Source organism: Streptomyces sp. 2131.1 (genome assembly GCF_900105515.1).
Taxonomy (GTDB): domain Bacteria; phylum Actinomycetota; class Actinomycetes; order Streptomycetales; family Streptomycetaceae; genus Streptomyces; species Streptomyces drozdowiczii.
Window position 1 is genome coordinate 2344436 of sequence record NZ_FNSY01000001.1, and the last position, 20457, is coordinate 2364892.

Sequence of the window (20457 nt, forward strand, 5' to 3'; positions counted from 1 at the left end):
CCCTACGATGGGCGAACTGCCGTACGGGCAGGGCTCGACGGGGAGGGAACGCACGTGGTCGCACACGCACGGGCCGGGGCGCTGGCCGCCGCCGCACTGTTGCTGACGGGGGTGCTCGCGGGGTGCGAGGACGGTACGGACGACAAGCCGGGCAAGCGGGCGGACGGCGGCACGGCCTCGTCGCCCGCCGCCCCCTCCTCGTCACCTGAGGCGAGCGGGCTGCCCGCCTCGCTCACCTCGCAGCACCCGGACTGGACCCGCTGCAAGGCGCCCGAGGGCGGTGAGGCGCCGGGCTCCGAGTGGCGGTGCGCCGCGGTGAAGGTGCCGCTGGACTACGCGAAGCCCGAGGGCGACACGATCGGCATCGCCCTGATCCGCAAGCAGGCGACGGACAAGGGCAGGCGCCTGGGTTCGATGCTGTTCAACTTCGGCGGACCCGGCGGCTCCGGCGTCTCGATACTGCCGCGCGCCGGAAGCGCGTACGCGAGCCTCAACGCCCGTTACGACCTGGTGGGCTTCGACCCGCGCGGGGTGGCACGGAGCTCCGGCGTGCGGTGCCGGGGCGACAAGGCGCAGGAGAAGGCGTACCAGGACGTCGACATGACCCCGGACACGGCGGCCGAGGAGGCGGCGTTCATGAAGGACGGCGCCGACTTCGGGGCCGGCTGCGCGCGTCTCTCCGGCAAGGTTCTCCCGTACGTCGGTACAACGAACGCCGCCCGCGACATGGACCTGATCCGCGAGGTGCTCGGGGACAGGAAGCTGACGTACTTCGGGATGTCGTACGGCACCGAACTGGGCGGCACGTACGCCCATCTCTTCCCGAAGAACGTGGGGCGTACGGTCTTCGACGCGGTCGTCGACCCGACCGCGGACTCCACCGGGCACGCGCGCAACCAGGCGACCGGCTTCCAGCGGGCCCTGGACAACTACTTCAAGGACCGCGGCCAGGACCCGAAGGCGGGCACCCGGCGCATCACCGCCCTGCTGAAGCGGATCGACGCGAAGCCGCTGCCGACCGGCACGGACCGCACCCTCAACGAGTCCCTCGCGATCACCGGCATCGTGCTCCCCCTCTACTCCGAGGACAGCTGGCCGGCCCTCACCCGGGCCCTGGAGGAGGCGGAGAACGGCAGTGGCGCCACGCTGCTCCAGCTCGCCGACTCGTACAACGGCCGGGACGCGGGCGGCCACTACGACACCCAGAACCACTCGCAGCGGGCCATCTCCTGCGCGGACGGCAGGGCGAGGCCCACGGCCGCCGAGGCCAGGGCGCTGCTGCCCGAGTTCGAGAAGCTGTCCCCGGTCTTCGGCCCGTTCCTGGCCTGGGACACGGCGGGCTGGTGCTCCGGCTGGCCGGTGGAGGGCGAGCACGACAACCCGGAGGCGAGCGCTCCGGGTGCCGGTCCGATCCTGGTGGTCGGGACGACGGGCGACCCGGCGACGCCGTACGAGGGTGCCCGTCGGATGGCGGACGAGCTGGGCAAGGGTGTCGGTGTGCTGGTGTCCAACAAGGGCGAGGGGCACGGCGCGTACGGCGTGAGCAGCTGTGTGACGTCGACCGTGGACGCGTACTTCCTGGACGGCAAGGTGCCGGCGGACGGCAAGAGCTGCTCCTGACGACACCGCACATGCCGAAGGGGCCGGCCCGCGCGACGCGGACCGGCCCCTTCGAGGTCTTCTAGTAGACCGGCTTCTCGGGCTCGATCTGGTTGACCCAGCCGATCACGCCGCCGCCCAGGTGGACCGCGTCGGCGAAGCCCGCCGACTTGAGGACCGCGAGGACTTCCGCACTGCGGACACCCGTCTTGCAGTTCAGGACGATGCGACGGTCCTGGGGGAGGTCCTGGAGGGCGTTGCCCATCAGGAACTCGTTCTTCGGGACCAGCCGGGAGCCCGGGATCGACACGATCTCGTACTCGTTCGGCTCGCGGACGTCGATGATCTCGATCTTCTCGTCGGCGTCGATCCACTCCTTGAGCTGCTTCGGAGTGATCGTCGAACCGGCCGCCGCCTCCTGGGCCTCCTCGGACACGACGCCGCAGAAGGCCTCGTAGTCGATGAGCTCGGTGACGGTGGGGTTCTCACCGCAGACCGCGCAGTCGGGGTCCTTGCGGACCTTGACCTGCCGGTACTGCATCTCCAGGGCGTCGTAGATCATCAGCCGGCCGACCAGCGGGTCGCCGATGCCGGCGAGCAGCTTGATGGCCTCGTTGACCTGGATGGAGCCGATGGAGGCGCAGAGCACGCCGAGGACGCCGCCCTCGGCGCAGGACGGAACCATGCCCGGCGGGGGCGGCTCCGGGTAGAGGCAGCGGTAGCAGGGGCCGTGCTCGGACCAGAACACGGACGCCTGGCCGTCGAAGCGGTAGATCGAGCCCCAGACGTAGGGCTTGTTCAGCAGGACCGCGGCGTCGTTGACGAGATAGCGGGTGGCGAAGTTGTCCGTGCCGTCCACGATCAGGTCGTACTGGGAGAAGATGTCCATCACGTTGTCGGCTTCGAGCCGCTCCTCGTGAAGGACCACGTTGACCAGGGGGTTGATGCCCTGGACGGTCTCCTTGGCCGACAGGGCCTTGGACTTGCCGATGTCGCCCTGGCTGTGGATGACCTGGCGCTGCAGGTTCGACTCGTCGACCTCGTCGAACTCCACGATGCCGAGCGTGCCGACACCGGCGGCGGCCATGTACATCAGGGCCGGCGAACCGAGGCCGCCGGCGCCGACACAGAGCACCTTCGCGTTCTTCAGCCGCTTCTGCCCGTCCATCCCGACATCCGGGATGATCAGGTGGCGGGAGTACCTGCGGACCTCGTCGACGGTGAGCTCAGCAGCTGGCTCGACCAGGGGTGGCAGCGACACAGGAACCTCAACAATGCAGGTGGTCGGTTTCTACGTACTTCGACTACGTACGGTTGTTCTTGCCGTAACACTGCCACGCCCCCTCTCATTCCGAGATACCAGGTCCGATCCGCGAGACGATTTCGTCCCAGTACCTGGGCAGTGCCGCGAATGGGTCGCTTTGTCCGCGACCGTTCCCCGGACCCGCGCGACCGCCTCGGTCGGTGAAGAAGATCGTCCCCGCGCCCTGCCAGCGGGCGATGCGCATCGCCTCCTCCAGATGCGTGCGCGGGACGCCGTGCACGAAGTGCGCGAACCGGCCGGGCGGATAGTCGGCCGTCCACTCCGCCACCTGCGACCAGCGGTAGTCGCTCCACGCGCCCCGGAACGTCACCAGCTGGTCCCCCGTCTCGGCGTAGCCCGGGTACGGGTGCGTGTCGTGCCCCAGCACGACATGCCCGCCGCCCCTCCCCAGGAACGCCCGCAGGGTGCCGGTGAGCCGCCGCACGCCGGGCAGACCGGCGCGGTCGGCCGGACAGCGGTCGAGGTAGAAGCCGTCCACCCGGTACCAGTCGAGGAACGACCGGGCGTCGGCGAGCAGTTCCCCGAAGGGCCGGGCCCCGTGGGCGAGGTCGAGCTGCCCGAGGAGCCCGCCGCCCGCCGCCCGCACGGTGTCGACGGGCTCCCCGTCGCGCAGCGCGCGGGCCCGGGCGTTGCGCAGCCGGCCCGCCGCCTCCAGACAGTGCGGGTCGGGCCTGCTGCCGGGGCCGTTGTCGATGTTGAGGACCGCCCAGTGCAGCGGGGTGCCCGGGCGGGTCAGCTCCGCCCATTCGGCGGGCGCGAGCAGCGGGTGGGCGTAGCCGGGTACGCCGAAGCCGAGCCGGTCGGCGCCGCTGGCGCGGCGGGCGGTGCCGGTACTGGTCAGATACGGCACGCCGCCTCCATCCAGATGTCGGCCAGGGACTCCTCCAGGTTGATCCGGGGGCGCCAGCCGAGCCGGTCCCGGGCGGTGCGGACGTCGGCCTGCTGCCAGGCGCCGCAGCCGTCCGGGTACGGGGACGGGGTGGCCGAGAGGTGCTCGATGACCGACTCGGACGAGGTGCGGGGGGCGTGGATGGGGAGGCGCGCGGGGGGCGTGTCCAGCTCGTGGAGCGCGCCGGCGTATCCGGCGACCTTGGCGAGGACGGCCGCCGCGTCGCGCAGCCGGACGGCGCGGCCGGTGCCGATGTTGACGACGCCCTGCGCGGCGGAGAGGGAGGCGGCATGCACGGCCCGCGCCACATCGCGTACGTCGACGAAGTCCCGCTGCACCCCGAGGCCGCTGAGCTTCAGCTCGCCGTCGCCGGACTGCATGGTGCGGCGCATGGCCTCGGCGAGCCGGCCGAGCGGGGAGCCGGCCGGGGTCCCGGGACCGACCGGCGAGAAGACCCGCAGCACGACCGCGTCGAGGCCGGAGCCGAGGACGAGCTCGGTGGCGGCGAGCTTGCTGACGCCGTACGGGCCGCCGGGGCGCGGGATGGCGTCCTCGGCGGTGGAGGACCCTGGCTGGGAGGGCCCGTACTCCGAGGCGCAGCCGACCTGGACGAGGCGGGCGGTGCAGCGGCTGCGCCGCATGGCCTCGCAGACGGTGGCGACGGCGACGGTGTTGTGCCGGGTGAGGTCGCGGGCGCCGCCCCGGGTCGCGCCGGCGCAGTTGACGACGACGCCGGGATGCACGGCGTCGAGGAAGCGGGTGAGCGCTCCGGGGCTGCCGTTCGCGAGGTCGAACCGTACGTCGGCGTCGTCGCCGCGGCCGAGTGCGGTGAGGTGGACGGCGGGGTCGGCGAGCAGCCGGTCGGCCACGAACCGGCCGATGAATCCGTTGGCTCCGAGCAGCAGCACCCTCATCGCGCACCGCCTTGGGGCCGACGGCGGGCTGCCGGTGCGGGGGATTGCGGGGTCATGTCGGTGTCTCCTTGGGGAAGTTTCGTACGGTTCGGGTGGTGACGGCCCGCGGCGTCGGCTCCGCGGACCGGCTCGGGGGCCGCCTCAGGGGGCGGCGTGTGCGGACGCCCTGGAGAGGGCGAGGGTGGCGGTGATCAGCAGGCCGAGGGCGGCCGCGCCGCAGGCGAGCGCGGGGACGGCCCCGGCGCCCGCCGCTTCGACGAGGGCGTCGACCGGGCGGGCGACGGCGTGGAGCCCGGGCAGCCGGCCGGCCAGGATCAGGGCGGGGGCGGCGGCCTCGACCGCGCAGGCGGCGGCGAGTCCGGTGGCGGCGGGTTCGGGGAAACCGTGGACGGCCAACAGCCGGGCCAGCAGGAGCAGCAGCCCGAGGGCGGCGGCCCCGACCGGTGCGCCGCCGCTGCCGAGTCCCAGGCGGGCCAGGTACAGCAGCACGGCGAGCGTGCAGAGGAAGAGCGCGACGACGCCGAAGAGCAGGGGGCGCGCGCCGGCCGCGAACTCCTCCAGAGCGTGGCTGCCGTGCAGTCTGCGGTGGGCGGACAGGGCGAAGATGTGGGCGCACCAGGCGGCGGGCGCCACCGCCACGGCGAGCGCCGGCAGGGGTGCCGGGGTCAGCGTCCAGGGGCCTTCCGGGCCCCCGCTGAGGACTTGGTGCAACAGCGCGTCGCCGTACAGCACGTAGCCGAGCAGCCAGCAGACGCACAGGGCCGCGGTGCCGGAGAAGCGGGGCTCGGCGCGCAGCGGGCCGGTGCGCACGGCGAGGACGAGCACGACGAGCGTGAGCAGGGCCCCACCGCAGCCGATGGCGAGCCGTGCGTCGCCGCCGAGCAGCCCGTCGGTGAGCCGGAGAGCGCCGAACGTCGACAGGCAGGCGGCGCCCGGCAGCAGCGCCCGCAGGGTCCAGGCAGCGCGCGTGGTGACGTCGCGCGCCGGAGCGGGGCCCGTCGCGACGGACTCCCCCGCGACCGCGGGGACCCGGGCGAAGAGCTCCTCGGCGAGCGAGAACACGTCCCGGTGCCGGTAGCGGGCGGCGGTCCGGTCGGTGACCCCGTGCGCCTCAAGACCCGCGGCGATCTCCAGCGGATCGACGGCCCGCTCACACAGCTCCCGGTGCCGGTGCATGAGAGCCCGCACCGGATCGGCGGTCCCCCGCCGCCCGGCGACGGCCTTGCGCACGGCGGCGTTACGGGCGGCGTGCGGGTGAGCGGCGTGCGCGACCTCCGGGGGGCGTACGGGGGCGTGCGCGGGCGCTTCCGGCGAAGAACCGTTCACTGCGGAACCGGCGCGCGCGGGCGCGTCGGGCGAGGAGCCTTCCGCCATGGCACCGGCGTGCGCGGGCGCGCCTCCGGTGGTGTGCGCCGACTCCCCCGGCGCGCTCCCCTCAAGGGCGTCCTCGTGGCCCTCGCGGCTCATCGTCGTTCCTCCGTGCTGCTGTTCGGCCGGGCCCGTCGGCCCGTGGTCACGCATCGCTGCCCCCGGCGCCCGCCCAGCTCGGGGTGCGGCCGGCGCGTTCGTCCCCGTCCGGGACCGGCCAGTGGTCCCGGACGTGGGCTTCCGGCGGGGTGGCGAAGGGGCGCGGGGTGTCGTCGGCGGGCAGGAACCTCTCGCGCACCGGGGCCCGTGCGATCAGGTCCAGGTAGATCCCGCGGAAGGCGGCCAGGTTCTGCTCGACCGTGAAGAGCTCGAGCGCCCGGGCGCGCGCCGCCGCACCCAGGCGTGCACGGCGCGCAGGGTCGCGCAGGAGCGCGACGCACGCGTCCGCGAGCGCCCGGGGGTTGCGCGGCGGGACCACGAGGCCCGTGCCGCCGATGACCTCGACGACCGCGCCGACGTCCGTGGAGACCGTGGCCCGGCCGCAGAACATCGCCTCGACCAGGCTGATCGGGAAGCCCTCGACGACGCTGGAGAGCACCACGACGCCGCCGGCCCCGTACGCCTGGGCCAGGTCGGGCACCTCGGGTCCGCCGATCTCCTCGAAGGTGACCGGCCCCTCCCCGTCGCCCGCTGTCCGGTCGAAGTCGCCTGCGGGCTCGTCGGAGTCGCGCACGGTCCCGTCGGAGGCGCGCACGGGCCCGTCGAGGTCGCCCGCCGCCCCGTCGGAGGGGAAGAGCTGGGCGGCCAAGGTGCGGCAGCGCTCCAAGTAGGCGGCGCCCGCCGGGTCCTGGGCCGGGGCCCCGATGATCCGCAGCCGGGCCTCCGGCTCGGCGAGGCGCACCTCGGCGAAGGCGTGCAGCAGGGCGATCAGGTCCTTGGCGGGCTCGATGCGGCCGACCCAGACGAGCGTGTCGGGCCCGCCGTCGTCCTCGCTCTCGCCGAGCGCCGCGAACCGGGCGGACTCCATGCCGGGGTAGACGGTCCGCACCTTCGCGGGGTCGGCGCCGCACCGCTCCTGCCAGCGGCGGGCGTGGGTGTTGCCGGGGGTGACGAGCGCGGCCTGCCGGTAGACCTCGGTGGCGAGCAGCCCGTGGAAGTTGGCGAGGAGCGCCCGCACCGGTGCGCCGGCCGGGGCGCCGCCGGACGCGAGGTAGTGCGCCCGGACCCGCACGGCGTGCTCGGTGACCAGCAGCGGGACGCCGAAGAAGCGTTTGGCCAGCAGACCCGGGAGGGCGGCGACGCCGCCTGCCGTGGCATGGCAGAGGTCGACGGCTCCGAGGCCGTCCTCGTCGTACCAGTCGAGGGAGAGGGGGCGCAGCGCCCGGTCCAGTTCGGCGGTGAAGGCGAGGAGGTCGGCGACGGAGGCGGTCTGGACTGTGCGTCCGGTGCCGGGCGCCCGGCAAGCGGCCTCCAGGATGCGCACGGCCGTCTCGGAGCGCAGGGCGGCGGGCAGTCCGCCGTACTCGAAGGCGAGTTCGGCGAGTCCGTAGAGGCCGCGCGTGAACCGCTCGTCCGCGAGCCGGGACGCGGCGCCTTCCGTACGGGCGCCGGTCCCGGCGTCCGCCGTCTCGCCCCTGTCGCCGTCCGCCGCACCGCAGACCGCGGCCGCCAGGTCCGCGAAGCGGGTGGTGAAGAGGCGGCGTTCGCGCCGGGCGTAGGTCCGCGCGCCCCCTCCGGTGAGCAGCCGGGCGAGCGGCCCCCGGGGGGCGTGCAGGCCGAGGGTCTCCTCGTCAGCGGTCCACAGGGGCGCCGTCCGCACGCCGACGACCTGGGCCGGCAGCCGGACCCAGCCCTGCGCCTCCTGTTCGGCGGAGCGGCTGAGCGCGAAGAGGTCGAACTCGTGCTGCGCGAGCCCGCGTACCAGACGGTCGCACCAGAGTCTGGACTCACCGGTCGCGTACGGATAGCCACCGTCGGTGAGCAGTCCGATCCGCACGAGCACACCCCCGATCTCCCTTGTGAGCGGCCACCGTTGGATCGGCGACTCGCGGCGGGACGACCGTAAGCGGATACGCCGGTGGCGCGACGGACGGTTGTCCGTCGCGCCACCGAAAGGGGTGAACCGGCGTAACTTTCCCGCCCTGATAGCGTTCTGTCGCGCTATAGAGGCGGAGTGTCACCGAAAGAGTGGCTCACAAAGGCTGCTTGATACCCACTCAGCCCTCGGGATACACCCAGGGGTTGGGGCGGCATTTGATGCCGTTGAGGTCCAGCGTCTTGGTCTGCTGCTGCATGACCGGCGCGAGCGCGCCCTTCGTCCGGCAGCTCACATGGTTGTGGCCGAGCCGGTGGCCGACCTCGTGGTTGATCAGCATCTGCCGGTACGGGAACAGCTTGTCCGGGCCGAAGGTGGCGGAACCCTGGGCCCAGCGATAGGCGTTGATCATCACGCGCTCGGTGGCGGCCGAGTCGCAGGAGACGTTGTCCTCCATGGTGTCCAGGCCCGACTTCTCGCACCACTTCCCGGTCGTGCCGGGGCTCGCCAGGGTGATGACGAAGTCCGGCTTGCCCTCGGAGATCCGCTCGAAGGTCATGTCGCCGTCGTGCGCCCAGCTCCGGTCGTCGTTGAGGGTCTCCTGGACGGCCCTGGCGAACAGCTGCGCGTCCAGCCCGAGCCCCTTCTCGACGTCGATCCGGTAGCTGTGCTTCGTCCCCTTGCCGGGCGCCTTCGCGGTACCGGGCACGGTCTCGAACTTGCCCGAACCCGTCAGCGCCGGGGACAGCGGATAGGGCTTGGCCATCTTCTGTTCGTACGTCAGGGGCTTGACGGCCGCCTCGGGCGAAGGGGTCGTGCGGCCGTCCGAACGGGAGGCGTCGCCCTGCTCGTCCCGGTCGACACCCGCGGCCTGGGCGGCACCGCTCCCGGAGGTGCGGTCGTGGGCGACCTGGCCGGCCACGACGACCGCGAGCACGGTGGTCACCGCCGCAGCGGCGATGCCGGTGAACGTACGCCCCCGGCCGCCCTTGGAGTCCTTGGCCCGGACCGGGCCCGGCTCCGGTTCGGGTTCCTCGCCGCGCGGCGATTCCGGCTCGCGCGCGTCCCAGTCGGTGACGGAGCGGTACGGGTCCTCGGGCGCCCCGCTCCGCCGGCGCGAGGCGGGCGGCGCGCCGTCGAACGCCTCGACGAACTCGCGCCGCGGGCCCGGTATGAACGGCCGGGCGCCGGTGGCCTGCTGCTGGTTCGCGGGGTGCGGGACGCCGGGCCGGGCGCCGGGTGCGGGGGCGCGCGGGCCGGGTCCGCCGGGCGCGCGCATCGGGCCCGCGCCCCAGCCGCCGCCGGGTTCACGCTGTTCGGGGTGTCCGCCGCGCACCTCGGGGGCCCCGGGGAGGGGCCCGGCCGCGGGTCCGGCCTGCCGTCTGCGCCGTCCGGTGCCGACGGCGGGCCGGGCGGCCTCGCGCCCCGCCTCGTCCGCCTCGGTCTGCCCGGTCCCGGGCGCGCTGGGCGCAGGGCCCTTCCGGCTGTGTCGTCCCACGCCCTGGATCAGCTCCTGCCGCATTCGTCGAGCAATTCCCGGAACGCCTGGGCGACCGCCTCCGGGTACTCCATCATCGCCACGTGCCCGGCGTCGGGCAGTGTCAGCAGGCGCGCGTCGCGGAAGGCCGCGGACGCCCTGCGGGCCATCCGGAACGAGACGAGCTGGTCCCGTCCGCCGTACACCAGCTGGGTCGGCGCGAGCACCCGCTCGGCCTGACGCCACAGCCCGTGCTGTCCGCCCAACGTGTACGCGTCGACGATGCCACGGGCGGAACGCGCCATGGCGTCCCAGAAGTACGGCAGTTCCAGCCTGCGCTCCATTTCGGCCACCGCGTCGCGGAAGCCCGTGTCGGAGACCCGTGCCGGATCGCCGTAACAGAGTGCCATGACTCCGCGGGTGCGCTCCTCCGCGGTCCAGTCCCGGGTCAGCCGGGCGAACAGGGAGGCGACGCCCGGGAGTGCGAGCAGGGCGGTCGGGGCGGCCGAGCGCTGGACCCGGATCTCGGGGAGCGCGGGCGAGACGAGGGTGAGCGTGCGGACCAGGTCGGGGCGGACCGCGGCGACCCGGGTGGCCACCGCGCCGCCCAGCGAGTTGCCGAACAGGTGGACGGGGCCGCGTTCCTGGGCGTCCAGCAGGCGGATGACCGCGCGGGCGTGCCCGGTGACCGAGTAGTTGCCGTCGTCCGGGGGCGGCGAGTCACCGAAACCGGGCAGGTCGACGGCCTCGCAGTCGACCAGTTCCTCCAGGAGCGGCATCAGGGCCGTCCAATTCTGCGAGGAGCCGCCGAGACCGTGCACGAAGAGGGCGGGCGGCAGTCCGGGCCCCCGGGACGGCCGCGAACGGAGGGTGAGCGTCAGGCCGGGCAGTTCGACGGAGCGCAGCCGCTCCCCCTCCGCAACCCTGACGGTGCTCACCGTGGGGGCCACCGCTGCGGCGACGGCGCGGACTCCCGGCAGCTCGGTCGAAGACATGCGGCAATGTTACGAGATGATCACACCGGGGTTCATGTGTTCGCCGTCACACGATCGCATAGCGGCTTTACGGGGTACCTCATAGGCTCGAACCGAGGAAGGGAGTCACCATGACGGTCGACCCGAGGGACCCGGAGACCTTCGAGGACGTCCAGCCGGACGAACCCGACCAGGAGACGCCCGAGGCGGACGCCGCCGAGCAGCACGCGGACCTGCGTCCGGAGAGCGACGAACCGCTCACGGATCTCGACCGCGGCGGCGTCAGCGAGGCGGACGCGGCGGACCAGGCCCGCGTCGTTCCCCAGGATGAGGACGATTACCGCTGATACGTCCCGCTCTGCGCCCCGGGCCGGACAATCTGCGGCTACCGCACTCGTCCGGTCCGTGAAATTCTGCGTCCGCGCCGCGCATACCGGGGTTACCCAAAAGTACGATGTCGGTATGGCGCGGCACGTACGGAACCGCTGTGTCGGACCACGAATTTGGGAGGCGGCGTGACAGCCATCGAGCAGACCGAGGCGGCGCGCCCGCGGGGCACTCGCCTGCCCCGCCGCGCCCGACGCAACCAGCTGCTGGGAGCCGCGCAGGAGGTCTTCGTCGCGCAGGGCTACCACTCCGCGGCGATGGACGACATCGCGGAGCGCGCCGGAGTCAGCAAGCCGGTGCTCTACCAGCACTTCCCGGGCAAGCTGGAGCTCTACCTGGCCCTCCTCGACCAGCACTGCGAGTCGCTGCTCCAGGCGGTGCGCACGGCGCTTGCGTCGACCACCGACAACAAGCTGCGCGTGGCCGCGACGATGGACGCGTACTTCGCGTACGTGGAGGACGAGGGCGGCGCCTTCCGACTCGTCTTCGAGTCCGACCTGACCAACGAGCCCGCCGTGCGCGAGCGCGTGGACCGGGTCTCGCTCCAGTGCGCCGAGGCGATCTCCGACGTGATCGCGGGCGACACGGGCCTGTCCAAGGACGAGTCCATGCTCCTCGCGGTGGGCCTCGGCGGGGTGTCCCAGGTGGTCGCCCGGTACTGGCTGTCCAGCCGGTCGGCCATTCCGCGCGACACGGCGGTCCAGCTGCTCACCTCGCTGGCCTGGCGGGGTATCGCCGGCTTCCCGCTGCACGGCATCGATCAGCACTGACCGCCCGGCGGCCGCCCGTGTTCGCTGCGGGCGTGCCCCGGGGAGCCCTGACGAGTCCCCTCAGCGGGCTAATGTGTGCTGCGTACGGCGCGGCTCACCGCGCAGGGACTGACCGTCGGAGGGACATAGCCGTGGAGGTCAAGATCGGGGTGCAGCACACGCCCCGGGAGATCGTTCTGGAGAGCGGGCTTTCCGCCGAAGAGGTCGAGAGCGCGGTGTCCGAGGCGCTCGCCGGCAAGGCGGCGCTGCTCAGCCTCACGGACGAGAAGGGCCGCAAGGTCCTCGTGCCGGCCGACCGGATCGCCTACGTGGAGATCGGCGAGCCCAGCACGCGACGGGTCGGGTTCGGCGCGCTCTAGGGCGTACGGACGCGGAGACCGCGGAGCGGCCCGGTGGGGATTCCCCGCCGGGCCGCTTCTCTTCGTTCTGCCGCCGGTGCTGTGGCCCGGCTGTGCGTCGGCTGGGCGAAGCCTGTGCGCCGAAGGGTTGTGACCGGTCACTCACGGGTAGTACGAGCAGGACAGAAGCGCCCGTTCCGTATACCTGCGAGGTGATCGTCCGTGATGGTGGAAGTGTTGAGCGCCGTCGTGCTCGGAGCAGTCCTCTCCTGGGCGGCACTGCGCTCACTGCCGGGCCGCCTCCCCGCCCGCCTGACCGTGTTCGGTACGGGGGCGCTCGGGGCCGTCTTCGGCGCGTCCCTGATGCACTCGGTGCTGGGGCCGGACCACGAGGCGGCCACCGTGGTCGGCGCCGTGCTCATCGCCGCCGTCACGGTGTCCCTGCTGATCCGGCCGCGCAGCCGCCGGCTGAACCGGTCGGCCGCCGCCTGACACCGGCTGCCGGGAAAAGCCCTACGCGGCGAGCCCCAGGGCGGCCATGCGCTTGGTGTGCGCCTCGGTGATCCGGGAGAACATCCGGCCGACCTCCGCCAGGTCGAAGCCGTCGGCGACCCCGCCGACCAGCATCGTCGACAGCGCGTCCCGGTCCGCGACCACACGCTGCGCCTGCGAGAGCGCCTCGCCCATCAGCCGCCGCGCCCACAGCGCCAGCCGGCCGCCGACCCGCGGGTCGGCCTCGATCGCGGCGCGCACCTTCTCGACGGCGAAGTTGCCGTGGCCCGTGTCGTCGAGCACGGCGAGGACCAGGGAGCGGGTGTCGGAGTCGAGCCGGGCCGCGACCTCCCGGTAGAAGTCACTGGCGATCGAGTCGCCGACGTACGCCTTGACCAGGCCCTCCAGCCAGTCGGAGGGAGCGGTCTGGCGGTGGAAGTCGTCGAGCGCCCGGGCGAACGGCTCCATGGCGGCGGTCGGCTCCACCTCGATGGCCGTGAGCCGCTCGGTGAGCTGCTCGAAGTGGTGGAACTCGGCGGACGCCATCTTCGCCAGCTCCGCCTTGTCGCCCAGGGTCGGCGCGAGCTTGGCGTCCTCCGCGAGCCGCTCGAAGGCCGCGAGCTCCCCGTAGGCGAGCGCGCCCAGCAGATCGACGACAGCGGCCCGGTACTGCGGCTGCGCGGACGCGGTGGCCCAGTCCTGGTCGGCGATCCGGGTCGTCGCGGGGGTTTCAGTGGCGTTGTCAGGCGTCTCCATGCAGCGCAGAATAGCCCGCCCCGACGGGAGCCGAAGGGTCCGGCCGTCGACCCACGTCACACCGATCCGACGAATTCACCCAACACAGATGCGCGGATCCGGGGTACAGTGGTAATGCGCTTACTGAGCACTTTGCATCTGCTCGTGGCGCGAAATTGAATGAGGATGCCCGGTCGGTGGCCCGATCGGCTCCGACCCGACAGCCCTCCACGCGGTGCGTGCACACGTACGACCGCAGATGAGGGGCCCCCTCAGCGGCACGAGCGCTCGAGCGACGGCAGTGGTCCCGCGCCACCCGGCACATCCGCCGGATGACCAACCCCGGCACGGTACGACCCCCTTCGTTCGCCTCGGACCGCGTCTCACAGAAGAGGCAGCACCCTGACTACGTTCCGAGACCTCGGGATTCTTTCCGAGACGGCCGAGGCCCTTGAGGCCGTCGGCATCACGTCCCCCTTCCCCATCCAGGAGCTCACGCTCCCCGTGGCCCTCTCCGGCTCCGACGTCATCGGCCAGGCCAAGACCGGCACCGGCAAGACGCTCGGCTTCGGGCTGCCGCTCCTTGAGCGCGTCACCGTCCTCGCCGACGTCGAGGCGGGCCGCGCGAAGCCGGAGGAGCTCACCGACTCCCCGCAGGCCCTGATCGTCGTTCCCACCCGCGAGCTGTGCCAGCAGGTCACCAACGACCTGCTCACCGCCGGCAAGGTGCGCAACGTCCGGGTCCTCGCGATCTACGGCGGCCGTGCCTACGAGCCCCAGGTCGAGGCCCTCAAGAAGGGCGTCGACGTGATCGTCGGCACCCCCGGCCGGCTGCTCGACCTCGCGGGCCAGCGCAAGCTGGACCTCTCCGAGGTCCGCGCGCTCGTCCTCGACGAGGCCGACGAGATGCTGGACCTGGGCTTCCTGCCCGACGTCGAGCGCATCATCACGATGCTGCCGGCCAAGCGGCAGACCATGCTGTTCTCGGCCACCATGCCGGGCGCGGTCATCTCGCTCGCGCGCCGCTACATGTCGCAGCCGACGCACATCAACGCCACCTCGCCCGACGACGAGGGCACGACCGTCAAGAACACGGCGCAGTACGTCTACCGCGCCCACTCGATGGACAAGCCCGAGATGGTCTCGCGCATCCTCCAGGCCGAGGGCCGCGGACTCGCGATGATCTTCTGCCGCACCAAGCGCACCGCGGCCGACATCGCGGAGCAGCTGGAGCGGCGCGGCTTCGCCTCCGGCGCCGTCCACGGCGACCTCGGCCAGGGCGCCCGCGAGCAGGCGCTGCGCGCCTTCCGCAACGGCAAGGTCGACGTGCTGGTCTGCACCGACGTCGCCGCCCGCGGTATCGACGTCGAGGGCGTGACCCACGTCATCAACTACCAGTCGCCCGAGGACGAGAAGACCTACCTGCACCGCATCGGCCGAACCGGCCGCGCGGGCGCCAAGGGCATCGCGATCACGCTGGTCGACTGGGACGACATCCCGCGCTGGCAGCTGATCAACAAGGCCCTGGACCTGAAGTTCCCGGACCCGGTCGAGACGTACTCGACCTCCCCGCACCTGTACGAGGACCTCGACATCCCGGCCGGCACCAAGGGTGTCCTGCCGCGTGCCGAGCGCACCCGCGCCGGTCTCGGGGCCGAGGAGATCGAGGACCTCGGCGAGACGGGCGGCCGCGGCCGCAAGTCCGCCGCCCCGGCCCCCGCCGCCCGTGAGGAGCGCGCCCCGCGCACGCCGCGGCAGCGCCGTCGCACCCGTGGAGGCTCGTCGGTCGAGGAGGGCGCGGCCACCGTGCCCGCGCCGGCCGCCGAGGCAGACGCCGACCCGGCCGACGCCCCGCGAACCCCGCGCCGCCGTCGGCGCACCCGGGTCGGTGCGGCGGAGGTCGCCGCCGAAGCCGCGGTCGCCGTGGCCGAGGCCCCCGTGGCCGTGCAGCCCGAGCCGGAGGCCGAGGCCGCGCCGGAGAAGCGCACCCGGAGCCGGGCCGCCAAGCCCAGGACGGAGGCCGTGGCCGCCGAGGTCGTCGTCGATACCGCGACCGCCGAGGCCGCGACCACCGAGGCCGAGGCCAAGCCGCGTCGCCGCCGCGCCCGCGCCGCCAAGCCGGTGGCCGAGGAGGCCGCGTTCCAGGCCGCGCCGGTCGCCGAGCCGGAGGCGCCCGCCGTGACCCGGCCGCGCCGTCGCCGGGTGATCAAGCCGGTCGAGGACGAGGTCGACTTCCAGATCGCGCCGATCTCCGAGCCCGAGCCGGTGCGCCGCCGTACGCGTACGGCGGCCAAGCCGAAGACGGAGGCCGTGGCGGAGACCGCGACCGCCGAGGGCGAGGCCAAGCCGCGCCGGCGCCGCGCACCGCGCGCGACCGCGAAGGCCGAGGGCTGAGCGGACCAGGCACCACCTGACGGGCGGCCCCGGGGATTTTTCCCCGGGGCCGCCCGTCGTCCGTCGTCCGTCGTCCTCCAGAGATCCCCGAGCGCCGTCCTCCGCGCCACGAATTAACCTCGTCCCATGAGCAGGCCACCCACCTTCATCCCGCCCTCCTGCGCCCGGGCCCGCGCACTGCCCACGGCGCGCGGCGAGTTCGCCGTGCTGGACGCGGCCCCCACCGGCACGCCACGCGGCACCGCGCTCCTCGTGCCCGGCTACACCGGCAGCAAGGAGGACTTCATCGCCCTGCTGGAACCGCTCGCGGAGGCCGGATACCGCGCCGTCGCCGTGGACGGGCGCGGGCAGTTCGAGAGCGCAGGGTCGGACGACCCCGGGGTGTACGCGCAGGACGAGCTGGCCCGTGACGTGCTCGCGCAGGCCGCCGCGCTCGATGCGGGCGCGGTGCACCTGCTGGGGCACTCGCTGGGCGGGCAGATCGGCCGCGCGGCCGTCCTGCTCGACGCCACGCCGTTCCGTTCGCTGACCCTGATGTCCTCCGGGCCCGCCGAGGTCGTGGAGGCACAGCAGGTCAAGCTGAAGCTCCTCGGTGACGCGCTGGCGACCATGACCATGGACGACGTCTGGGCCGCGATGCGCGCGTTCGATCCGCCGGCCGAGGCGGAGACGGACGGCGAGGATCTGCGGCGGCGCTGGCTGGGCCACCACCCGGCCCAGCTGATCGCGACGGGCCGTCAGCTCGCCACGGAACCGGACCGGGTGGCCGAGGTCGCCGCGGCGGGGCTGCCGGTGCACGTCGTCTCCGGTGAGGCCGACGACGTCTGGCCGGTGCCGGTGATCGACGAGATGGCCGTACGCCTGGGGGCGCGCCGGACCCGGATCGAGGGGGCCGAGCACTCCCCCAACACGGACCGGCCGCAGGAGACCGCCGCTGCGCTCGTCGCCTTCTGGGACGGCCTTTAGCGGTTCCGCGTAACCCCCGCGCCGCCTTCAGTACTGCGCCTGGAGGTGCTGCCAGAAGCCGTCGCGCAGGGCCCGCCGCAGTGGTGGGTGGCCGCGCAGGGAGCGCTGGAGGAGGCGTTCGGCCTCGTGCAGCAGGTCCTGGTCGACCGAGCCCGGCAGGAAGGGGTGGCCGGGCAGCAGGTCGGCCAGCGATTCCCGGCCGCGCGCGGCGAGCCAGGCCGCCGCGATCTGCGCGCCGACGAACTGGACGTCCTCGCGGGAGGGTGCGGGGGCGTCCTCCTCGTACGTGGTGACGGCGCGCCGGGTCACGTACGGGCGGCAGAAGTCCAGGTCGAAGGTGCGCTGGCTGTCCACCTCCCAGAGCAGCGGCTCCGCCTGGTTGCGGCCCTCGCCCGCCTCGATGCCCCACAAGTGGACCCGGGCGCCGTAGCCCTGCGCGGCCTCGACGGCGGACACCAGGTCCTCGTCGCCGCCGACGAGCGCGGCGTCGCTGATGGCGCGGTGGCGGGCGAGCGACTCCAGGTCGGTGCGGATGAGGGAGTCGACGCCCTTCTGCTGGTTGTTGGCGTTGAGGTTGCCGAGCCTGACCTTGACGTCGGGGAGTTCGGCGATGGTCTGCTGCTCGGTGGTGTGGATACGGCGCCGGGCCCCGTCGTACCAGTACACGCGCAGCAGTCTGCTGTCCGCGAAGATGGTGCGGGCCTTGTCGATGAACGCCTCGATCAGCCCTTCGGCGTCGAGGTCGAAGGAGCGCCGGTCCTCGGTGCCGGTGACGAGCAGCCCGGCGGCGGCGTACACATAACCGGCGTCCACGAAGATCGCGTGGGTGGAAGGGGTCTTCGAGACCTCGGCGAGGACGCGTTCGAGCAGGGCGTTGGTGCGGTCGAGACGCTCGCCGATCTCCGCGACGTTCATGCGGGTCCCGTCGCGCTGCCGGTCGTGCGGAGAAGCCTGATTACCAGTGGGTAGTTAGACATCCAAAAAATTTCCTTAGCGTAGGGAATGTTTGCAGGGGGCAAGTCGTTGTCACCATCGTGGGGCGCTCGACACGTATGCCTGGCGCTCCTCATCCTCGCGGACGGGACACCGTCCGCCCAGTAGTTCTCCAGCAGGAGGATCAGACGAAGGGAAGCCCTATGCGCTTCGAGATCATGCGACTCGACGACGTCGACGGTACCGCCGTGGACAGCACCGTCGTGGACGCCGCCTCCGTCAACCGGATCGTGCAGCAGGCCGCCGCCACGGGCCAGCGCATCTATATCCGACCGGCCGAAAGCCCGGCTTCATAACACCTTGCCGATGTGAGTTGCCGTCGTAACGAAGACGAAGCGCCCCCGTACGGAACGTCCGTGCGGGGGCGCTGCTGCGTCCGGAGGCGTCAGGTGCCCTGGATCACCTGGGTGACGCCGTTGATGATCTGCTGCACGGCGATGGCGGACAGCATCATGCCCGCCAGCCTGGTGACGAGGACGACGCCGCCGTCCTTGATGACGCGGATGATCAGCAGCGAGTAGCGCATGGTCAGCCAGAGCACGATGTGCATGGCGAGGATCGCCGTCCAGACGGAGACCTGGCTCGCCGCGCTGTCGGCGTGCTGCACGGCGAGGATCACCGAGACGATCGCGCCGGGCCCGGCCAGCAGCGGCATGCCGAGGGGCACGAGGGCGACGTTGACGTCCTTGGTCTGCGTCGGCTCGTCGGTCTTGCCGGTCAGCAGGTCGAGCGCGATGAGCAGCAGGAGCAGACCGCCGGCGATCATCAGCGCGGGGACGGAGACGTGCAGGTAGTCCAGGATCTGCTGGCCGAGCACGCCGAAGACGGCGATGACGCCGAAGGCGACGGCGACGGCCTGGAGCGCCATCCGGCGCTGCACCTTGGCGGGGCGGCCCGCGGTGAGGGCGAGGAAGATCGGAGTGATTCCGGGCGGATCCATAATCACAAAAAGCGTGAGAAAAAGGGATCCGAAGACAGCGACGTCGAACACGGGTGAGCCTTGCGGGAGAGAGCGGGCATGCGGTGGGTGGCCGCGGGGAAGGGGCGCACCGCCGCGCCGCCCGGAGGTGCCGGACGGCGGCGGGGTGTACTGGTGAACGAGCGGGTGAGGACCCGGTGGCCGTTACGGGGCGGCGGGTCCGCCGGCGCCCGGCACCGGGAAGGCTCCCGTGGCGCGCCGGGTGATCTCGCCGTAGATCTCGGGGTCGGTGGTGTACGCGCCGAGCTCCACGGTCTTGCGGGTGCCGTGGTAGTCGCTGGAGCCGGTCGTCAGCAGCCCGAGCTCGCGGGCGAGCGCGCGCAGCCTGGTCCGGGCCGGCTCGTCGTGGTCCATGTGGTCGACCTCGATGCCGTCGAGCCCGGCGGCGGCCAGCTCGGCGATCCGTGCCTCCGTGACCGTACGCCCGCGTTTGACGGCGGCCGGGTGGGCGAAGACGGTGACACCGCCCGCGGCCTTGACGAGCCGGATCGCGTCGAAGGGGTCCAGCTCGTGCTTCTCCGCGTACGCGCGTCCGCCGTCGCCGAGCCACTCGGGCGTGAAGGCGTCGGACACGGTCGGGACGAGGCCGAGCTCCACGAGGGCGGTGGCGACGTGCGGCCGGCCGACCGAGCCGTCGCCGGCGATGCGGGCGACCTGCTCCCAGGTGACGGGGACGCCCAGCTCCTGGAGCTTGCGGACCATGGTGCGGGCGCGCGGCACCCGGTCGTCGCGCACCAGCTCGCGCTCGCGGGCGAACTCGGGCTCGTCCGGGTCGAAGAGGTACGCCAGCATGTGCAGGCCCACGCCGTCGACGCGGCAGGACAGCTCGGCGCCCGTGACGAGGGTGAGCCCTTCGGGCAGGGCTGCGAGGGCTTCGGCGTGCCCGCGCACGGTGTCGTGGTCGGTGAGGGCGACGACGTCGAGGCCCGCGGCGGCGGCGCCCAGCACCAGCTCGGCGGGGGTGTCCGTGCCGTCCGACGCGGTGGAGTGGGTGTGCAGGTCGATGCGCACGACTCGGACTCCAGTGCTCGCGGCGGGCGGGGGGGCACCCCAGGATAACCGGCGCGCGGGCTTGATCCGGACGGCGCGAAGGTCCCGTCAGGGCCCCGTCAGCAGGCGAGGGGTCAGCGCGCCGCAGGGCACCAGGTCGACCTCTCCCCCGGCGTCGCGCAGGTCCGTCAGCACCAGCTCGTCGTACATGAGCAGCCCGGACTGCTCGGGCCACACGATGGCCCAGAGCCACAGGCCGCACGCCTCGCCGGCGAAGACGGCCCGGTCCGCGGGGGCGTCCTTGACGTGCCAGAGCGGGGTGGGGCGGCCGGCGGCGAGCACCTTGGAGTCAGGGGGCCCGTCCACTCGCAGCGAGGGCCCGGGGTCGGGGCCGTCGATGCCCGCGTACCGCGCGCCGAGCCCGACGCCCAGCTCCTCCGCGACGAGCAGCAGCTCGCCCATCCCGCCGAGCGGGCCGGGTCCGGAACAGGCGACGGCGGTGGCGCGGCCTCCGGTGCGGTCGTCACCGGCGCAGGCCACGCCCGTGAACAGCCAGCCCACCGGGAGCGGCCAGGGCATCCACACGGGTACCTGGGCCCGGTGCACCACCACGCCGAGCGCCTCGACGCTCGGCGGGACGACCGGCTGGAGCGGGTGCACCCCGCCGTGGACATCGCACTGCCAGGAGTCGGCGAAGAGCCCGGGCGCCCTGACCCGGCCTCCGCACTTCGGGCAACTTGGTTCGCCCCTCATACCGACCAACGGTCCTCTCCGGCCGTCGCCGCGTCAAGGACGATCACCCTCGCGCGGCGCGCACCCAGGACCCTCTACCC

General features: G+C 73.1%; 20 protein-coding genes. 8 read left to right on the plus strand and 12 right to left on the minus strand.

The window, feature by feature from the left end; all coding sequences use genetic code 11:
- Positions 1-54: 54 nt before the first annotated feature.
- Positions 55-1620 carry an alpha/beta hydrolase gene (locus BLW14_RS10300; protein WP_093706456.1) on the plus strand — a complete coding sequence of 522 codons (1566 nt, stop codon included), beginning with the start codon at positions 55-57 and terminating at the stop codon, positions 1618-1620.
- A 61-nt stretch (positions 1621-1681) separates the two neighbouring features.
- Here the strand turns inward: BLW14_RS10300 and moeZ are convergent, their stop codons facing one another.
- The 7 genes from moeZ to BLW14_RS10335 form a co-directional block, all read right to left on the minus strand.
- Positions 1682-2860 carry an adenylyltransferase/sulfurtransferase MoeZ gene (gene moeZ, locus BLW14_RS10305; RefSeq protein WP_093706458.1) on the minus strand — a complete coding sequence of 393 codons (1179 nt, stop codon included), beginning with the start codon at positions 2858-2860 and terminating at the stop codon, positions 1682-1684.
- 85 nt (positions 2861-2945) lie between these two features.
- Entirely contained in the window at positions 2946-3773 is an 828-nt protein-coding gene (locus tag BLW14_RS10310; RefSeq protein ID WP_093706460.1) for a spherulation-specific family 4 protein, read from the minus strand.
- The gene (locus tag BLW14_RS10315) at positions 3761-4726 is read right to left on the minus strand and encodes an NAD-dependent epimerase/dehydratase family protein (RefSeq protein WP_026242540.1); all 966 of its coding nucleotides are present in this window, start codon (positions 4724-4726) and stop codon (positions 3761-3763) included. Before BLW14_RS10315 ends, BLW14_RS10310 begins: the two co-directional genes overlap by 13 nt.
- A 141-nt stretch (positions 4727-4867) precedes the next feature.
- A complete protein-coding gene (locus BLW14_RS10320) occupies positions 4868-6193 on the minus strand; it encodes a hypothetical protein (protein ID WP_093706461.1) in 1326 nt (441 codons plus the stop codon).
- Between the two features lie 46 nt (positions 6194-6239).
- Positions 6240-8090 carry a DUF3492 domain-containing protein gene (locus tag BLW14_RS10325; RefSeq protein WP_093710692.1) on the minus strand — a complete coding sequence of 617 codons (1851 nt, stop codon included), beginning with the start codon at positions 8088-8090 and terminating at the stop codon, positions 6240-6242.
- Positions 8091-8310: 220 nt separating this feature from the next.
- A complete protein-coding gene (locus BLW14_RS10330; RefSeq protein WP_093706463.1) occupies positions 8311-9651 on the minus strand; it encodes a DUF3152 domain-containing protein in 1341 nt (446 codons plus the stop codon).
- Entirely contained in the window at positions 9636-10601 is a 966-nt protein-coding gene (locus BLW14_RS10335) for an alpha/beta fold hydrolase (RefSeq protein WP_093706465.1), read from the minus strand. Before BLW14_RS10335 ends, BLW14_RS10330 begins: the two co-directional genes overlap by 16 nt.
- A 110-nt stretch (positions 10602-10711) precedes the next feature.
- Between BLW14_RS10335 and BLW14_RS10340 the strand changes: the two genes are divergently transcribed.
- The 4 genes from BLW14_RS10340 (at position 10712) to BLW14_RS10355 (ending at position 12567) form a co-directional block, all read left to right on the plus strand.
- Positions 10712-10927, plus strand: coding sequence for a hypothetical protein (locus tag BLW14_RS10340; RefSeq protein WP_093706466.1), 216 nt, complete (start codon positions 10712-10714; stop codon positions 10925-10927).
- A gap of 168 nt (positions 10928-11095) precedes the next feature.
- Positions 11096-11737, plus strand: a complete 642-nt coding sequence (locus tag BLW14_RS10345) for a TetR/AcrR family transcriptional regulator (protein WP_018105511.1) — start codon at positions 11096-11098, stop codon at positions 11735-11737.
- A gap of 131 nt (positions 11738-11868) precedes the next feature.
- On the plus strand, positions 11869-12096 hold the full coding sequence (locus tag BLW14_RS10350; RefSeq protein ID WP_018520867.1) for a DUF3107 domain-containing protein: 228 nt from the start codon (positions 11869-11871) through the stop codon (positions 12094-12096).
- Positions 12097-12300: 204 nt separating this feature from the next.
- Positions 12301-12567: a hypothetical protein gene (locus BLW14_RS10355; RefSeq protein ID WP_371128061.1), complete on the plus strand. Its 267-nt coding sequence runs from the start codon at positions 12301-12303 to the stop codon at positions 12565-12567.
- A gap of 21 nt (positions 12568-12588) precedes the next feature.
- Here the strand turns inward: BLW14_RS10355 and BLW14_RS10360 are convergent, their stop codons facing one another.
- Entirely contained in the window at positions 12589-13323 is a 735-nt protein-coding gene (locus BLW14_RS10360; protein WP_093706469.1) for a ferritin-like fold-containing protein, read from the minus strand.
- 483 nt (positions 13324-13806) lie between these two features.
- Here BLW14_RS10360 and BLW14_RS10365 point away from each other — a divergent pair, with 483 nt between their 5' ends.
- Both BLW14_RS10365 and BLW14_RS10370 read left to right on the plus strand, forming a co-directional pair.
- Positions 13807-15696, plus strand: coding sequence for a DEAD/DEAH box helicase (locus tag BLW14_RS10365; RefSeq protein WP_256332732.1), 1890 nt, complete (start codon positions 13807-13809; stop codon positions 15694-15696).
- Positions 15697-15822: 126 nt separating this feature from the next.
- The gene (locus tag BLW14_RS10370; protein WP_093706473.1) at positions 15823-16662 is read left to right on the plus strand and encodes an alpha/beta fold hydrolase; all 840 of its coding nucleotides are present in this window, start codon (positions 15823-15825) and stop codon (positions 16660-16662) included.
- Between the two features lie 27 nt (positions 16663-16689).
- On the opposite strand, the gene BLW14_RS10375 is transcribed toward BLW14_RS10370, so the two are convergent.
- Positions 16690-17577: an NYN domain-containing protein gene (locus BLW14_RS10375; protein WP_018520872.1), complete on the minus strand. Its 888-nt coding sequence runs from the start codon at positions 17575-17577 to the stop codon at positions 16690-16692.
- Between the two features lie 221 nt (positions 17578-17798).
- Between BLW14_RS10375 and BLW14_RS34450 the strand changes: the two genes are divergently transcribed.
- Positions 17799-17951 carry a hypothetical protein gene (locus tag BLW14_RS34450; protein ID WP_018520873.1) on the plus strand — a complete coding sequence of 51 codons (153 nt, stop codon included), beginning with the start codon at positions 17799-17801 and terminating at the stop codon, positions 17949-17951.
- A gap of 89 nt (positions 17952-18040) precedes the next feature.
- Here BLW14_RS34450 and BLW14_RS10385 read toward each other — a convergent pair whose 3' ends face one another.
- The 3 genes from BLW14_RS10385 to BLW14_RS10395 all read right to left on the minus strand — a co-directional run bounded on the left by BLW14_RS10385 (position 18041) and on the right by BLW14_RS10395 (position 20377).
- Entirely contained in the window at positions 18041-18646 is a 606-nt protein-coding gene (locus BLW14_RS10385; protein ID WP_026242543.1) for a MarC family protein, read from the minus strand.
- A gap of 132 nt (positions 18647-18778) precedes the next feature.
- Entirely contained in the window at positions 18779-19645 is an 867-nt protein-coding gene (locus tag BLW14_RS10390; protein ID WP_093706475.1) for a PHP domain-containing protein, read from the minus strand.
- 87 nt (positions 19646-19732) lie between these two features.
- Positions 19733-20377, minus strand: a complete 645-nt coding sequence (locus BLW14_RS10395; RefSeq protein ID WP_026242544.1) for a DUF6758 family protein — start codon at positions 20375-20377, stop codon at positions 19733-19735.
- Positions 20378-20457: the final 80 nt, after the last annotated feature.

Excerpts from the sequence above, each read along its gene's own strand:
- BLW14_RS10315 (WP_026242540.1), bottom strand. The coding sequence starts at position 4,726 with ATGAGGGTGCTGCTGCTCGGAGCCAACGGATTCATCGGCCGGTTCGTG.
- BLW14_RS10320 (WP_093706461.1), bottom strand. The coding sequence starts at position 6,193 with ATGAGCCGCGAGGGCCACGAGGACGCCCTTGAGGGGAGCGCGCCGGGG.
- BLW14_RS10330 (WP_093706463.1), bottom strand. The coding sequence starts at position 9,651 with ATGCGGCAGGAGCTGATCCAGGGCGTGGGACGACACAGCCGGAAGGGC.
- BLW14_RS10335 (WP_093706465.1), bottom strand. The coding sequence starts at position 10,601 with ATGTCTTCGACCGAGCTGCCGGGAGTCCGCGCCGTCGCCGCAGCGGTG.
- BLW14_RS10340 (WP_093706466.1), top strand. The coding sequence starts at position 10,712 with ATGACGGTCGACCCGAGGGACCCGGAGACCTTCGAGGACGTCCAGCCG.
- BLW14_RS10355 (WP_371128061.1), top strand. The coding sequence starts at position 12,301 with ATGGTGGAAGTGTTGAGCGCCGTCGTGCTCGGAGCAGTCCTCTCCTGG.
- BLW14_RS10360 (WP_093706469.1), bottom strand. The coding sequence starts at position 13,323 with ATGGAGACGCCTGACAACGCCACTGAAACCCCCGCGACGACCCGGATC.
- BLW14_RS10370 (WP_093706473.1), top strand. The coding sequence starts at position 15,823 with ATGAGCAGGCCACCCACCTTCATCCCGCCCTCCTGCGCCCGGGCCCGC.
- BLW14_RS10375 (WP_018520872.1), bottom strand. The coding sequence starts at position 17,577 with ATGAACGTCGCGGAGATCGGCGAGCGTCTCGACCGCACCAACGCCCTG.
- BLW14_RS34450 (WP_018520873.1), top strand. The coding sequence starts at position 17,799 with ATGCGCTTCGAGATCATGCGACTCGACGACGTCGACGGTACCGCCGTG.
- BLW14_RS10395 (WP_026242544.1), bottom strand. The coding sequence starts at position 20,377 with ATGAGGGGCGAACCAAGTTGCCCGAAGTGCGGAGGCCGGGTCAGGGCG.